Origin of the sequence: Allotamlana fucoidanivorans, assembly GCF_006265225.1 — a bacterium.
Classification (GTDB): Bacteria; Bacteroidota; Bacteroidia; order Flavobacteriales; family Flavobacteriaceae; genus Allotamlana; species Allotamlana fucoidanivorans.
The window spans coordinates 157,689-174,540 of sequence record NZ_VDCS01000009.1 but is presented as its reverse complement, the minus strand read 5'-3'; the positions used below and the strand labels follow the sequence as shown (position 1 = coordinate 174,540).

Annotated in this window: 10 protein-coding genes and 1 tRNA gene; 7 read left to right on the top strand and 4 right to left on the bottom strand. The window is 34.5% G+C overall.

Annotation, left to right across the window (positions count from 1 at the left end; all coding sequences use genetic code 11):
* Positions 1-2 precede the first annotated feature (2 nt).
* From FGF67_RS10680 to FGF67_RS10665, 4 genes are all read left to right on the top strand, one after another.
* Positions 3-1,220, top strand: coding sequence for a bifunctional folylpolyglutamate synthase/dihydrofolate synthase (locus FGF67_RS10680; protein ID WP_139697578.1), 1,218 nt, complete (start codon positions 3-5; stop codon positions 1,218-1,220).
* A 64-nt stretch (positions 1,221-1,284) separates the two neighbouring features.
* Positions 1,285-1,359: transfer RNA gene (locus FGF67_RS10675), tRNA-Val, on the top strand.
* A gap of 169 nt (positions 1,360-1,528) precedes the next feature.
* Positions 1,529-2,299 carry a LuxR C-terminal-related transcriptional regulator gene (locus tag FGF67_RS10670; protein WP_139697577.1) on the top strand — a complete coding sequence of 257 codons (771 nt, stop codon included), beginning with the start codon at positions 1,529-1,531 and terminating at the stop codon, positions 2,297-2,299.
* A 227-nt stretch (positions 2,300-2,526) separates the two neighbouring features.
* On the top strand, positions 2,527-3,300 hold the full coding sequence (locus FGF67_RS10665; RefSeq protein WP_139697574.1) for an alpha/beta fold hydrolase: 774 nt from the start codon (positions 2,527-2,529) through the stop codon (positions 3,298-3,300).
* Here FGF67_RS10665 and FGF67_RS10660 read toward each other — a convergent pair.
* Entirely contained in the window at positions 3,297-4,073 is a 777-nt protein-coding gene (locus tag FGF67_RS10660) for a LuxR C-terminal-related transcriptional regulator (RefSeq protein WP_233244058.1), read from the bottom strand. The two genes, FGF67_RS10665 and FGF67_RS10660, sit on opposite strands and share 4 nt — an antisense overlap.
* A gap of 5 nt (positions 4,074-4,078) precedes the next feature.
* Entirely contained in the window at positions 4,079-4,852 is a 774-nt protein-coding gene (locus FGF67_RS10655) for a helix-turn-helix transcriptional regulator (RefSeq protein ID WP_139697570.1), read from the bottom strand.
* A gap of 516 nt (positions 4,853-5,368) precedes the next feature.
* Between FGF67_RS10655 and FGF67_RS10650 the strand changes: the two genes are divergently transcribed.
* Positions 5,369-8,266, top strand: a complete 2,898-nt coding sequence (locus FGF67_RS10650; RefSeq protein WP_139697568.1) for a T9SS type A sorting domain-containing protein — start codon at positions 5,369-5,371, stop codon at positions 8,264-8,266.
* Positions 8,267-8,394: 128 nt separating this feature from the next.
* On the opposite strand, the gene FGF67_RS10645 is transcribed toward FGF67_RS10650, so the two are convergent.
* Together FGF67_RS10645 and gldJ are read right to left on the bottom strand one after the other, a co-directional pair.
* Positions 8,395-9,669: a UDP-N-acetylmuramoyl-tripeptide--D-alanyl-D-alanine ligase gene (locus tag FGF67_RS10645; protein WP_139697566.1), complete on the bottom strand. Its 1,275-nt coding sequence runs from the start codon at positions 9,667-9,669 to the stop codon at positions 8,395-8,397.
* 76 nt (positions 9,670-9,745) lie between these two features.
* Positions 9,746-11,440, bottom strand: coding sequence for a gliding motility lipoprotein GldJ (gene gldJ / locus FGF67_RS10640; protein WP_199240680.1), 1,695 nt, complete (start codon positions 11,438-11,440; stop codon positions 9,746-9,748).
* A 263-nt stretch (positions 11,441-11,703) separates the two neighbouring features.
* On the opposite strand from gldJ, the gene porU reads away from it, so the two are divergent.
* Positions 11,704-15,588, top strand: coding sequence for a type IX secretion system sortase PorU (gene porU / locus FGF67_RS10635; RefSeq protein WP_139697562.1), 3,885 nt, complete (start codon positions 11,704-11,706; stop codon positions 15,586-15,588).
* A 34-nt stretch (positions 15,589-15,622) separates the two neighbouring features.
* On the top strand, positions 15,623-16,816 hold the full coding sequence (gene porV, locus FGF67_RS10630) for a type IX secretion system outer membrane channel protein PorV (RefSeq protein ID WP_139697560.1): 1,194 nt from the start codon (positions 15,623-15,625) through the stop codon (positions 16,814-16,816).
* Positions 16,817-16,852: the final 36 nt, after the last annotated feature.

The window sequence follows — 16,852 nt, the reverse complement described above, 5'->3', positions numbered from 1 at the left end:
GCATGACTTATCAAGAGACTGTCAATTGGATGTTTACACAGCTTCCTATGTACCAAAGACAAGGAAAATCGGCTTTTAAAAAAGATTTATCAAACACTATTAACCTTGCAAAACACCTTAATCATCCAGAACAACAATTTAAGTCGGTTCATATAGCGGGAACCAATGGAAAAGGATCAACAAGTCACATGTTGGCCTCTGTACTTCAAGAAGCAGGTTACAAAGTGGGCTTATATACATCGCCGCACCTTAAAGATTTTAGAGAGCGCATTAAGATTAACGGTAAGGAAGTTAGTAAGGCATTTGTAGTGCGTTTTATAGAAGAAAATAAAGCCTTTTTTGAAGCTAATTCATGTTCGTTTTTTGAAATGACTGTTGGAATGGCTTTTGATTTTTTTGCTAAAGAACAAGTTGACATAGCGGTCATTGAGGTTGGACTTGGAGGCCGATTAGATTCAACAAATATTATAACACCCGAAGTTTCAGTGATTACTAACATTGGTTTAGATCATACGCAATTTTTGGGAGATACACTACAAGCTATAGCCACTGAAAAGGGAGGTGTTATTAAAAAACATGTTCCAGTTGTCATTGGTGAATCTCAGGTAGAAACCAAGCCTGTTTTTAAAAGAATAGCAACTCAGCAGAATGCAAAGATTGTTTTTGCGGATGAGGAAGTAAATGAGGTTTTGAAGTCAGATTTACAAGGAAGTTATCAAACTAAAAACATAAAAACGGTTATACAAACTGTTCAAGAGTTGCAAATTTTAGGGTATGAGGTGTCCGACATTCATTTAAAGGAAGGTTTGTTACATGTGGTTAAAAATACGGGTTTGCTTGGGCGTTGGCAAGTGTTACAAGAAAAACCTAAAGTAGTATGTGATACTGGGCATAACAGAGAAGGTTTGACCTACGTCATGAAACAAATAGCAAATGAAGTTTTTGAAAATCTGCATATTATTTTTGGTGTAGTTAATGATAAAGATTTAAGGGCTATAGTAGATTTGCTTCCTAAAGAAGCAACGTACTATTTTTGTAAACCAGATATTCCACGCGGATTAGAAGCCGAGGCATTAAAATTAGCGTTTCAACCTTATAAATTGTATGGAGATGCGTATGGTTCTGTAAATGAAGCTTATAATGCAGCTTTAAAAAATGCAGAAGAAAATGATTTGGTATTTGTAGGTGGCAGTACCTTTGTGGTTGCAGAAATAATTTAAAATTTTTTAAAAAAAGCTTTTGCAGTTTTAAAAACTAGGTTATATTTGCACCGCCTAACAGTTAGGGCGCGTAGCTCAGTTGGTTCAGAGCACTTGGTTTACACCCAAGGGGTCAGGGGTTCGAATCCCTTCGCGCCCACAAAAGCTTCCAAATTTGGAAGCTTTTTTTATTTCAATGTTTTTTTTGGATCATGCTGGATCAAAGGGGATCATGCGCAATTGTTGTGTTTTAAGCAAAAAACGGACCTTCAATAAGGATTATGTAAATAAATGCTTATTTTGTAGTCATGTCTTAAATGTGTTGTGCTATGATTATTGACGATATAAAGAATTCGTATAGGGAGATTTTTGAATCTTATGGAAAGCCCTCTCTTGAAGAACATATAAAAAAAATAATTGAATTAGACGCTTTTCTACCTTATAGTTCTACTTTCTTCTGTATTACAAATACTCAGAATTTAACATTTGAATATATTAGTAAAAACACAAAAGCTTGCTTAGGGCTCGATAATGAGGTATTGAGGTCAAAAGGCATGCGATATTTTTGGAGTAGAATGCATCCTGATGATTTAGATAAATGGTTAATGGCGCTTAATGAACTCATGAATTTTACCTTAGGAGAAATCAAGGGAGAAGATAGAAGCAAAATGAGTTACACATGGAATTACCGTTTTAAAAATGGTAATGATGAATATGTGAATATTATACAAAATACCACACCCTTAGCATTTGATAGTAATAATAAACCAATTATAGGACTTGCACATTATACGGTTTTGGTGCCAGATATTAAGATGCAGATTTGTGCTTCGGCAAAATTACTTAATAAAAATAATGAGTATGAAACCCTATATTACAATAATTTTTCACAGAAACTTTTATCAGATGGTTTAAGTAATAGGGAGCGTGATGTTATTAGATTGCTGGCCTTGCATGAATCAAGTAAATCTATTGCTAATAAATTGAATATTAGCCCGAATACTGTTGATACACACAGAAGAAACATTTTGAAAAAACTAAAATTATCTTCAACAGGAGAGTTAGTAGGACTGCTCAATTACAATAAAAATTTGATATAAGTTAATCGTTGTATGATGTGTGTCTTATGCTACTTATCTGTTAAAAACAGGATTTCAACGAAAACAATGCTGTTTAGAAGGAAATACTCAAATTGAGTATTGCATAAAAGAAGTATTACCCCGAAATTTACATTGCTATTAATTAGTTCTTAGGGAGAATTATAAAAAGTGTTCGGTAATATAGAAATATAAATGTTGAACACTTTTTTTTATGTTATCCTAATCTCATGAAGTATATTCAAAGAAAAGGTGATAAGAAAGGGGTTGTTATTTTTATTCATGGTAATTCATCATCATCAAGGGTGTTTCATTTAGATGGATTTGAAGCATCTCATTGTTACTCCCAAATAGCAATAGATTTACCGGGTCATGGTGAGGCTATTAATGAAAATCAAACAGTTGAGGATTTTTCAATTTCTAGTTATAATAAATTATGCATCGATTTTATAAATAATCTCGATGAAGATATTCTATTAGTTGGGAATTCTCTTGGAGGTCATATTGCTATTGAAATTGCAAGTCATATTAGACGTTTAAAGGGATTAGTGATATTTGGCACGCCACCAATAAAGAAACCTATTAATTTTGATGAAGCTTTTTTGCCTATTTCAGAATTACAGACCTATTTCATTGAAAATCCTTTGGAAAGCCAAATTAAAGAAACTGCCCAATTAGCGGTTTTTGATAAAGACAAAAGCTCAATCATTATTGAGGATTTTAAAGTAACCAACCCTATGGTGCGTTTAGCGGTTGCTAAAGCTATTGCAGAGGCCGCATTTCAAGATGAGTATGAAATATTTATGAATCTGAATGTTAATAAGTATATATTAGCAGGCACTCATGATCCAAGTGTTAATTTGGAATATTTAAAATACATTGCAAAGCAGTGTGACACTAATTGTGAATTAATCATCTTTGAAAAATGTGGTCATTTTATAAGCCATGAAAAACCAGATGCATTTAATAAAGCCGTGGCCCAAATAGCTAAAGAAGTATTTTAAATAATACCTTCCCTAATTGATGTTGTTATTAATTCGGCAGCATTTCTACAATGGGATTTCTGCAATATGTTTTTCTTGTGTTTCTGTATGGTTTGTTCTGAGATAAAAAGTATTAAGGCGATTTCTGGCGTTGTTTTTCCTTTGGCTATGAGTTTGATAACTTCTTTTTCACGAGGTGAAAATAAATTTTGAAAACTATTTTTAACCAATTTAAATTTAGATCCAGTATCTAGGGAATAGTAAGAAGGACATTCTTGACTGATAAAGGATATTTTGTGATCTATGGTAGGGTTTAAATGAGTTATATCTGTATGGACACAAATGGTTTGAAATACTTTGCCGTCTTCAGAAACGGATAAGGCTTTAGACTGGTGAAGTACGGTTTTGTATCCACCATTTTTGCACTTTATTCGTAATAAATAAACCGTTTTATATTTCGTTATTTCTTTTTTTGCAATTTCATTGAGTTTAAAGTTCAAAGAAGCCAGTTCTTTTTCTCTCATTTTGTTTAAATCTTCTGGGTGTACTAGATCTAGGAAAGTTTTTAATGATAGAGCATTAGGTTCTATTCCTAAAACAGCTTTTGTGCCTTCACTTACGCATTCCAATTCAGAAATTTCAAAGTTCATAATAAGGTAATAAAAGTTTCCAGCAGCAAAGATAGAAGCCATTTGGTTTACAAGGTCGGTTATGTCCTTTCGTATGCTTGGTTTAAGAATGGTGTTCTTTTCTTTCCAAACCGCCATGAGTTTATTTATGTTTTCTTCTTGCATAAAGGTTATATTATACCAGCCATTAAACATTTCGCCATAAGTTCGGCAGTATTGGCACATTTGGTCTTTTTAAGAATGTTTTTTCTATGGGTATTTACTGTATGAATAGAAATAGACAAGGCTTCTGCAATGTCTTTTGCGGTTTCCCCAATAGAAATCAATTTAATAATTTCTTTTTCTTTATTAGTTAGGATGCTATGCAGATTATATTCCATTTTATGTAACTTATTGTCGCATTCCAATCCATAATAACAAGGAAGTGTATCACTAACAAACGAAATTTGATGGGTAATAGGCATTTTTAAATAAGTTACATCAGTATGAACCGTAATGCAATTTTGAATCATTCCGTCATTAGAAAGGTGCAATGCTCTAGTTTGTTGAAGAATAGTTCGGTATCCTCCCTTTTTATGTCTTAATCGGAGTAAGTACATAACTTTATAATTTACTATATCGTGGGGAACGATGTTTTCATAAAAGAAGCGAGCAGCTAACTCTTCTTTTGAATGCATTTTAGCTAAATCTTCAGGATGCATAAGTTCAAATAGGGTGTTTAGTGAAACATTTGAAGCAGGTATGCCTAATACGTCTTGTGTGCCCTTGTGAGTAAAATCTATGTCTAAAGTTTGAAAATTGAAGATATAGTAATAATAGGAACCAATTGCAAATAAAGATCCAATTTGGTCAATAGCATCTAGAAAGATCTCCTTTTTTTCTGGGAGTAAAGGTTGATTATTTTTCCAAAGATTTAAAACGTGAGCAACTTGTTTTTCCTTCATAAAATATATTTGAATAGCAATTTCAACTAAAAATAGGTAAAAGGCATTCAAAAGTCAAAATAGTTAAGACGATAAGATTGTTTTTTTGATGATTGCAAGCAATAAAAAAGTCTAGCTTGTTAAAATCTCTTTTAAGGACTCTTTTTTTCGATGATTTGAAACAGAATACCCCAAATTAGGTATTGTAAACTTATCTGTCACATGCTAACTTTACAATGCTATTAATTAGTTCTTAGGGAGAATTAGAAATTGTGCCTGTGCTGTATAGCGTGGGCACTTTTTAATCATCTATTTTACTAAAAGTATGTACTTTTTATAACATACTCAAATGGAATGTTGGTTGTGTAAAGATCAACTATAGCATATCCAATTAGAGATTTTCCTTATTAATGAGTTTTTAGTAGCAATCCCTTCCTATAAGTAATAGCTAACCTCAAACCTGTATTTTACTTGGTGAATATCACTATGGTTTTAGGTCACATAAATTTGCATAGCTATTAACAAACACCAACTATTATGAAAAATTTTTACTTTTTATTTGTTATTGTATTAACCTCCTCAATAGTTTTTTCGCAAACGTTATTGGAAGAGAATTTTGATTATGGCACAACTTCCACAGATTTACTTGTATCTGGATTTAATTGGAGTGAACATAGCCCGGGCCCTCCTAATGTTGCTTATAATCATGATATGGGTTTGTCAATGGGGAGCTATCCATCTTCAGGGCTTGGTGGTAGTGCCGAAATAAGCAATGGTGCCAATGGGCAAGCCGTAAACAGGTCGTTTGCCACTGTAACTACTGGTACCGTTTATATGAGCGCTTTGGTCAATTTAGATACCAATGTTTTAGAAGCAGGTGCTGGTGGCAGTTTTTTTATGAGTTTAAATAGTTCAAGCGATATACGTGCCAGAGTTTTTGTGAAAGAAGATGATGGTGATAATACAAAAATTAATTTTGGAATTATTTCACAAGGCACAAATGCTCAGATTGAATGGGGAACAACAGTATATTCAAAGAACACAACCTATCTCATGATAGCGGCCTATATTATTTCTTCAGGAACATCAAAATTATACGTGCTAAACAGTCCTGTTGCAAGCGAACCAATAACGGCTGAAGCATCTCAAGCTTTTGCTGGGGTTGTCTCAATTTCATCTGTAGCGATTCGTCAGCGCTCCAATGGGCCATCTGGTTTTATAGATGGTATTAGGGTAGCAACAAGTTGGGAAGATATAATGAATGCAATGCCTTCGGTGGCATTAACGGATGCTCCTGCCAGTGGGTCGACGCTTTCGGCGGATCCTGAATTACCAAATAACAACCCAACTGTAGGTTTTGAAGCAACTAATTTTAACTTGTCCAATGATGCTGGAGGCGGTACAGGTAGTGGTGGTGATGGTTTTATTAAATGGAATGTAGAAGATTTAAGTAATAATCAAATAGTGACTAGTGGTACTATATTTGCTGTTGATGAGGGTGTTGAACAGGATGTAAATGGTTTAGAGGCAGGAAAAAGTTATATAGTAACAGGTTGGTTGGTTGACAATTCAGGAGTAGCTATAACTCCTGAAGCAAATTATACTATTACCGTTAATATTGGTGCTTATGAAACTGTTAATGATTTAGCTACACTTAGGGTCAGCCCCATGGGAACTTTTGAAGCTTATAAATATTATATAGTTTCTGGGGCAGTTACAAATACCTATTCTAGGGGTTCTGTATATCAAAATCAGCAATATTTTCAAGATGATACCGCTGGTATATTGGTTTATGATGAAAATGGTGAAATTGACGAATATGGAACAGGCGATGTGCTTACCAATATTAAAGGGCATTTAGAAGAGGTAAACGGCATTTTAAGATTTATCCCTACTGAAGCAGCATGGGAAACTCCTACTATGAATTTTCCAATAGTTCCCGAAGTTATTACGACTCAAGAAATAAGAGATAATTTAGAAGATTATGAATCAGAATTGGTCATGGTTGAGAATGCCACATTTCAATCTTCAGGTACATTTAGTGCTAGTAGTTTTTATAGTATAAATGATGGTAGCGGCAGTAATTTTCCATTTAGGACCTTGTTTCCAGAAGCCGATTATATTGGTGCTACTATTCCTAGTACGGCAGACTTGGTAGGGATTGTGATTCCATTAAATAATAATCCAGATATCACTTCTAGAAGCTCTCTGGATATTTTAGACCCTAGTAGAGCAAAGCTTATTGTGGAAGGCGTACCAAATGGAAGTGTTTTAGAAAATATGGATCCTGGCACAGCTGCAAATGCTGCGCTGGTTTTTGATGTAGCCAATTTCATAATGTCTTCTGATAATAATGGTTGTACAGGTACTGGAGGTGATGGTTTTATTAGATGGTGGCTTACGGATGCAAGTGATGATAGTCCAGTAAATAGTGGCTGTGCTTTTGATACAGGTATAGATACTTTTTTACCTGGGATGCTTCCGGGTAATGCCTATAAATATGTCGCGCAACTAGTAGATAATTTAGGTGATCCATGGTCTCCAGCTGCAACTTACTCCGTTATTGTAAGTGTAGGGTCTTATATCGATGTTGCAGATATATTAGCACTTAGGAATCAATCTGTCGATCCAGGAATGTACTATCGGGTAACTGGCCAAGTAACCTCTACCTATTATAATTTTGATGATAATAACAACTTGCATTTTTTTCAAGATGATAGTGCAGGTATTGTGGTTAGTGACGAAAATGGTTTTTTAGATCCTTATGTTGATGGTGATGTTTTGGAAAATATTAGGGGCTATTTAAAGCATGGTGATAATGGTGAATTAATTTTAGAAACAAGTCAAGTTCCTTATGGAAATGCCCTATCAAATGCACCTAGAACGCCAGAGACCATTACTATACAACAGTTAAAAGCCGCCAATTTTTCGGATTATGAATCTGAATTAATCATGATAGAAAATGCCAGTTTTGGCGAATCTGGACAGTTTGCTTTAAATAATACGTATACCATAAGCGACAGTAGTGGTGGTGGTACTTTAGAGTTTTTGGCAGATTTTCCGTTTGCGGATTATATCATTATTCCTACCGATATTCCTAGTACGCCAAAAGACTTGGTTGTTTTGGTTCGTAATAATAATGAGAGTATGACAGTTACTGCAAGGAATTTAGAAGATTTATCCTTGAATGTTGGAGAATATAACAAAGATTTCATTAAAATATATCCTAATCCAACATCCTTAGGTTATATCAATATTGAAAATACGGATCAATCTAGGTTAGAGATTTCTGTTTTCGACTTGTTAGGAAAAGCTATGATGAGCAAATCTCTAATAGATGGGAAACTTGATATTTCTGGTTTAAAATCAGGTGTTTATTTGTTGAAAATATCTAAAGAAGAAAACACGGAAATTAAAAAGCTAGTAATAAAATAATTAGTTAAAATGAAGAAGACATTAAATTAAAAAAAGGAACATTAGCTATTAAATTGTAATTAAATATAACAATAGTTTTAGGAAAAGTATCTGTTCTACGTAGAACAGATACTTAGTCTTTTATAATGTTATAGAAGCTCTAAAATCCTTTCCAAAGCCATACCTCTAGAGCCTTTAATTAATAACGTTTTGTTTTTAATTTCTGACAAATTAAATGCCATTTTAAAATCTTCAAACGATTTAAATTTAAATGCTTTAGAACTATTTAAGTTAGTCTCGAGAAAGTTTTCACCAACAAAAATGATTTGATCAATATTTAGAGAAATAGCCAAATCAACCATATTTTGATGTTCTGTTTTGGCATCGTTGCCAAGCTCAAACATATCGCCAAGAATTGCTATTTTTTCGCCTTTCAAGTTTTTTAAATTATGTAATGCTGCTCGCATGCTTGTTGGGTTGGCATTATAGGCATCAAGAATGATTTTTATATTGCCTTGGTTTATAATCTGAGAGCGGTTATTGGTAGGGGTGTATGCTTCAATGGCAGATTTGATATGAATAGCATCTACCTTAAAATAGTGCCCAATAGCTATGGCTGCTGCAATATTGTTATAATTATAATCGCCTATTAAATGACTTTCAATAGGTAGTGATTTGTATTGGCATGTTACAAAGGGTTGTGCACTTACAAATTTTATGGATACATCAGAGTCATGCGCATTAAATACAAAACGATTGGTATTTAATGTTTTTTCTAATTGAATAGGATCGGTGCCGTTTACAAATATGGTTTTGTTATTTTTAATGAGGTAATCATACATTTCACTTTTACCTTTAATAACCCCCTCAACGCCACCAAAACCTTCAAGATGGGCTTTTCCAAAGTTGGTGATGTAGCCGTAATCAGGTTGAGCGATGTTACATAAAAAAGCAATCTCTTTTAAGTGATTGGCACCCATTTCAACAATGCCTATTTCGGTATCTGCATTCATTGAAAGGAGCGTTAATGGCACACCAATATGATTGTTTAAATTGCCAATTGTGGCAGTAGTTTTAAATTTTTGAGATAATACGGTGTTAATAAGTTCTTTGGTGGTGGTTTTGCCGTTACTTCCAGTAAGTGCAATGATAGGTACTTTTAAAAAGTTTCTATGAAATGAAGCTAACTGCTGTAGCGTTTCTAAAACATCTTCAACTAAAATAGTGTTTTCAGAAAGGTTATAAGCGTCTTCATCAACAACAGCATACCGAGCGCCCGATTTTAAGGCCTGTTCAGCGTATGAATTGCCATTAAAGTTTTCCCCTTTAAGGGCAAAAAACATAGCATTTTGTTTAATTTTTCTAGTATCGGTACAGGCACCGTGACTTGTTAAAAAGAGGCGGTGAAGTTGTTGTATATTCAAAGGTGGTATTTTTAAAATAAAGGTATAAAAAAAGTCCTAACAATAAGTTAGGACTTTATGTGTTTTAGAAAAATGATTAGTTTTTCTTTTTGTTTTTGTATTTGCTTTTTGAACCTACTCTAGACATAGCACATCTAAATCCTATATAATCTGTGGCCATATCTTGAGGGAAGTAACGTCTTTGAGCTGGGTCTAACCAATACTCTCTGTCTTTCCAAGAACCACCTTTGTAAACACGTACTTCATCATTTATTAAAGAGGTTCTGTTGTTTCCTTTGTCATACTCTCTTATAATATTTCCTAAAGAATCCCTTGTGATTCTGTGTTTTGGAGAGTTGTACATCTTTCTTGTTTCAGCTTCGGCAGATTTATCTCCATCTTCCTCATCATTAAAACTTTCATAATAGCGTGATGAACGTTTATCACCATCTCTAAAATTAATGTGGTTACTTCTATCAAAGTTGGTTCTTAAATAAGTTTCATTTTCGTCCACAGGAACTTGTAATATTTCACCTGGTAAATCTCTGGCAACTAATTTTCCGTTTGATAAGGTGTCATAAACAATTTCATCAGCCGTAACAACTTTTACAGTGCCATCTTCATTTAGGGCATTTTTGGTATAAACGTTTCCTCTGTAATAATTGAAATCATTAAAGTCATCATCTACTATAGGTCTGTATACATCAGCTACCCATTCAGCAACATTACCTGCCATGTCATATAATCCAAAATCATTTGGTTCGTATGATTTTACAGCATTGGTAATATCGGCACCATCATCAGACCATCCTGCAATTCCGCCGTAATCTCCTTTTCCTTGCTTAAAGTTAGCTAATTGATCACCACGTATTTTGCGTTTTCCAGAACGTGTATATTGTCCATCCCATGGATATTTTTTACGTCCACGGTATAAGTTATAGCTTCTAATTTCTGTTAACCCTAAGGCGGCATATTCCCATTCTGTTTCTGTAGGAAGTCTGTATTTTGGTGAAATAATACCCGTTTCACGAGTAGCGTAGATGCCTGTTTCATTGCCGTCTGCATCTGTTCTTACATTTCTTCTACCTCTAACATCACCATTAATGATTTCCTCATTTCCTCCGTAGGTAAGTGTAGGGGCATTAATATAAGTGTCTGTACTGAAGGTTTGCTCAGAATTTACATCGGTAATTTTGGCATCGCGTTTCAAATATCCTGCTTTTTCAAGGTTGTGTTCATTAACACGGTCTGAACGCCAATTAGCAAATTCAACTGCTTGAATCCAGCTTACACCAACCACAGGATACTCACCGTAGCCAGGATGACGCAAGTAATTGTTGGTCATAACTTCATTAAAACCAAGACGGTTTCTCCATACCAATGTATCTGGTAGGGCACCCGTATAAATAGCTCTAAAATTATCTTCAGAGGGCGGATATACACGTTTTAACCAGTCCAAGTATTCCATATACATAGCATTGGTAACTTCTGTTTCATCCATGTAAAAGGATTGTACGTGTTGCTGACTTGGGGAGTTATTCCAATCATGCATCACATCATCTTGAACTCTACCTTTGGTGAATGTTCCACCTTCTATAAACACTAATCCAGGAGATGTTTCTTGTTCCTTGAAGTTTGTGTTATATTGAAACCCTCCTTCGCGAGAGTTAATTTGCCATCCGGTAGCTCTGGAACTGTTCTTTGAACTAGAGGACTTTTTACAACTAGTTGAAGCAACAGTAAGTGCTAAAACTAATAAGACCTTTAATGATACTACTTTTTTCATATCCATACTTTTAAGTAAGCTAATAATAATTTTGGTGCTGCAATATAAGAATTAAACCGAATAACGCAAGCCATTTTTTACATTTTAACCAAAAAAATGTGTATTTCGTCCTTTTTTTCGTGTATTACATCGATGATTTGCCTGTTTTTGATCTCTGTTTTGTTGTGTAATAACGCACGATTTACAGATTTATTATTGTATTTTTGAATCAGTTTTTGAAATTGAAATAGTTTTAATAATATAGAGGCTTTCATGACGTTTATGTAACAATGAGAAAGAAATTTTTGTTTTTATTACTGTGGTTTTCTGTTGTGTCTTATGCACAACAACGCCAGTATCGTATTGATTGGAAGGATTCTAAAAGAGTATTTGGAGAAGGGTTTTCAATAGAAGTGCCGTCTTTTAGTGAAGACTATTATAGTTTTAATTTCATAGATGGGCTTCTGTTTACAGATCAATGGCCATCAGAAGGTATAGTAAACCCTAATACGGTTGTTTTAAAAAATGTTGTTTACCAGAATGTTTCAGAGGAAGAACTTATAGACCTCGATAAAAGTAAAATAGCTTCAGAATTAAGCTTTACCTTAAGAAATGCCAAATCTAGAAACGAAAAATATACCGTGTTTCAACTGAAGCCTATAGTTAAAGATGTAAGCGGTGGATATAAAAAAGTGGTGTCTTTTCAGTTGAATTATCAATTTGGGGCAAATTTAAGGAAACAAAGCATCACAGCTAAGAGTTACAATATTAAAGGTGTTTCAAATTCGGTTTTAGCTAATGGCAACTGGTATAGGTTTTATGTTGAAGCGTCTGGCGTTTATAAATTAAGTAAAAGTTTTTTACAGAATTTGGGGGTTAATGTAAACAATGTAGATCCCAGAACAATAAAGCTATTTGGTCATGGAGGTGATATGATTCCGTATTCCAATGCTGAGCCTTATCCGTATGATGTGCCTGAAAATGCTATAAAGTTTGTTGGAGAAGAGGACGGGGTTTTTAATAATCAAGATTACATACTGTTTTATGCCAAAGGACCTAAAGGTTATAATGCTGAAAGTATCACTCACATTAATTGCTACACTAACCGTACTTACTATTATATTAATGTAAGCGCAGGGGAAGGAAAGCGCATTAGAAATTTTAGTCAGCCAACGGGAACACCAAATCGTATTCTTGATACATTTGATGATTATCAATATTATGAACAAGATGATTATAATTTATTATCATTAGGAAGACGATGGTTTGGAGATAAGTTTGATATTGAAAATAATAAGTCCTTTGAGTTTGAATTTCCTGATTTGATAACTACCGAACCAGTCAGGTTACATGTGGTTGCTGCTAGTACCGCAAAAATAGGCACTTCAATGGCTGTTTCAGTAAATGGGCAATCCATCACCAATCTGAACTTTTTTGCAACCTCTTCAACTAATTTAGCATCAGGAGCTTCCTATAATAATGTTATTAACGTAGGGTCATCAAAAATATCTGTTAATCTAAATTATAATAATCAAGGCAACCCAAGTTCTATTGCGTATTTAGATTTCATTGCTATTGAGGGAACACGCGCATTAAATTTTAATAAGAAACAGTTTAAGTTTAAAAACAAGGTATTAGCTACCGAAACAGGTATAGGGCAATATGTTATTGGTAATGCTAGTAATCTTTCAGAGGTATGGGATGTTACTGATTTATATAATGTTTCAAACGTTGAAAACACAGATGGAGATTCTAGTTTTAGGTTTCAAACACAAATGGGAACCGTAAAAAGATTTGTAGCTGTAACCTCGCTTGATTATTATGAACCAAAATTTGATAGCAAAACTAAAGTTAACAATCAAGATATAAAAGGAACTGTGTTCACCAATGCACAAGACCAGTTTCAAGATGTTGACTATATCATTATTGCAAGACGTGATATGCTGGCTCAGGCAGAACGTTTAGCACAAATAAACAGACAGCAAAACCAATTAAATGTAAAGGTTTACACTTTAAATGATATTTATACAGAGTTTTCTACTGGAAATGCAGATATTGGAGCGATTAGGAATTTTGTGAAATACGTATATGACAATGCTAGTTCATCAGATAAAAGGCTTAAATATTTATGTCTGTTTGGTGATGGTTCTTTTGATTATAAGAATAGATTGCCTAATAATACCAATATTGTGCCTTCATGGTATTCATATAACAGTTTTAGCTTGACGAGTTCTTATGTGTCTGATGACTTTTATGGCATGATGGATGATAATGAAGGCACTATGGCTTCTAGTGATATGCTAGATCTTGCCGTAGGTAGAATATTGGCAGAAACCCCACAGCGGGCCAGAGAAATGGTTGATAAAATTGAATCGTATTATGCTAAAGAAGCTTATGGAAGTTGGCGAAATGATTTTGTTGTGGTTTCTGATGATGTTGATAAAGACTGGGAAGGTATATTGCAGGAGACAACCGATTATATTGGAAATCTGGTAACAGAAAAGAAACCTTCTATGAATGTGGTAAAAATACATTCAGATTCCTATAAACAAGAATCATCGGCTGGTGGAGATAGGTATCCCAAAGTAACAACAGCCTTGAGTAATGCTGTAGATAAAGGGGCGCTAGTAGTTAATTATTTTGGTCACGGTGGCGAAGATGGTTTGGCTTCAGAACGTATCTTGTTAAAACCAGATATTCTTAATTTCCGCAATGTTTGTAAATTAAATTGTTTTGTAACAGTAACCTGTGAGTTTACCCGTTTTGATAATCCGCTTAGAGAAACGGCAGGTGAATTTACCTATTGGAATAAAACAACAGGTGCTATTGGTTTAATTACTACAACACGTCAAATTTTTGTGAGGTTCGCCACTTCGTTTAACAATATTTTAGGGCAATATTTGTTTGCTTACAGTGATGATTTAATTAATAAGGAAGATTACCCGTCAATGGCCGAAGCGCTTAGGCTTGCTAAGGCAGATCCTTCAGTATCTAGGGAAACGCAAAGACGCCTAGTGTTTTTTATAGGTGATCCTGCTATGAAGCTGGCCTTTGCTAAACCCAATGTCCGATTAACGAAAATAAATAATACGCCAATTGGGCAAGCTACAGATACGCTCAAAGCGCTTAGTTATGTGAAATTAGCAGGAGAAGTAACAGATGCATCTGGAAACCTTATGTCTAATTACAACGGAACGCTTTCTACTACCATTTTTGATAAAGATATTGACAGACGAACTTTGGCCAATGATGGTACACGTTTAAATGGTGAGCTGGTGGTGATGGATTTTAAAACACCAGGAGCTGTTATTTTTAGGGGACAAGCTTCAGTTACCAACGGACAATTTGAATTTGATTTTGTGGTGCCTAAAGATATTGGGGTGCCAGTGGGTTATGGTAAAGTGAGTTTCTATGCAAGAAACGAAACTTTTACCCAAGACCAGTCGGGTGCTAATGTAAATATAGTAAAAATTGGAGGGGTTAACGAAAATGCTGAAGAAGACAATGTTGGGCCAGTCATGCAAATTTATATGAATGATGAAAATTTTGTTTCTGGAGGTATAACAAATCAGTCTCCTACCTTATTAGTAAAGTTGGAAGACGCCAATGGTATAAATACGGCAAGTGGAATAGGGCATGATATCGTGGCTATAATAGATGGGGATGAAAAAAATCCTATTATTTTAAATGACTATTACCAAACCGAAGTAGATAATTATAGAAAAGGTGTTGTGAGTTTTCCTTTAAGAGACATTGAGCCTGGGTTACATACGTTAACTGTTCGTGCCTGGGATGTTTACAATAATTCGTCGATTTCAGAAATTCAATTTGTAGTGTATAATGAGAATCAGGAATTGGTGATTGATAAGGTACTAAATTACCCGAATCCCTTTGTGAATTATACAGAATTTTGGTTCAATCACAATAGTTCAGAGTCTTTAGACGTTTCTATACAGATATTCACTGTTTCTGGTAAATTGGTAAGGACATTAAATGGACAAACCTCAGGAGGCATAAAAACAACCAGCTCGTCATTATCAAGGGATATAGTATGGGATGGCAGAGATGATTTTGGTGATAAAATAGGAAAAGGGGTTTATGTCTATAAGTTGAAAGTACATTCAAATCGGTTAGATAAAACGGTGGAAAAAATAGAGAAACTTGTAATACTGTAATAAAAAATTATATTTGCTAAATAAACATTACTTCATGAAGAATAGATTTTTGCTGTTGGTAGCACTCGCTTTTATTTTTGAAATTCAGGCTCAAAATACTATTGTGCCAAATCCAAATGACTCCAGAGTTATTACAACTGGTGTTCCTTTTTTAATGATTGCTTCCGATGCTCGTGCAGCCGGTATGGCTGATATGGGCGTAGCAACATCTGTTGATGCTTTTTCGCAACAATGGAATGCCTCAAAATATGCGTTTTCTGAAACAAAATCAGGAATCGGTGTTAGCTACACCCCGTATTTAAGTAAACTAGTAAACGATATTTTTTTAGGAAATGTGACGTATTTTAATCGTCTAGATGAGCGTAGCGCGTTCTCGGTAGGGTTACGATATTTTTCTTTAGGAGAAATTGAGTTTGTTGATGGCCCTAATGATACGCCTCGAATTCAAAAACCGAGCGAAATGTCTTTAGATGCGTCCTATGCCTTGCGTTTATCTGATCAATTCTCCATGGCTGTAGGTATGCGCTATTTGCGTTCAAATTTAAGAATTCAAGGACTTGATGGTGATGCTTCAGCAGCCAATACCTTTGGTGTTGATATTACTGGGTATTACCAGAGTGAGGAAGCGGCTTATGCCGATTTTAATGGGCGGTGGAGAGCTGGATTTGCTATTCAGAATATTGGTCCTAAATTTAAATATGATGATGCTGGTCTTGATAATTTTCAACCAACAAATTTACGCTTAGGTGGTGGTTTTGACTTTATTTTTGATAGTTACAATAAAGTGGCGGTTACTGCCGAAATCACAAAATTATTAGTGCCTACACCACCAATTTTGGGAACTGAGGTAGATGAAGAGGGTAATACTGTGCAGGACAATGTAATCTATAAAGGAAAACCAAATGACGTTGGTTTTCTAAAAGGCATGTTTCAGTCGTTTGGTGATGCTCCTGGTGGTTTTAAAGAAGAAATGCATGAAATTACCTATGCCCTTGGTGCAGAATATTTATACCAAGACGCCTTTGCTTTTAGGATGGGATATTTTAATGAGCATGAAACAAAAGGGGCTAGAAAATTTTTAGCACTTGGAGCAGGATTTAAAGCCAATGTAGTAAATATAGATATTTCTTATTTGTTTTCAACCTCTAAAGTGCAGAGTCCGTTAGAAAACACATTGCGTTTCTCTTTAACATTTAATATTGGTGAAGGCGAGTACGTAGAATACTAAGGAGGCATTATGCTTCAAATAAAAAACAAAGAACTA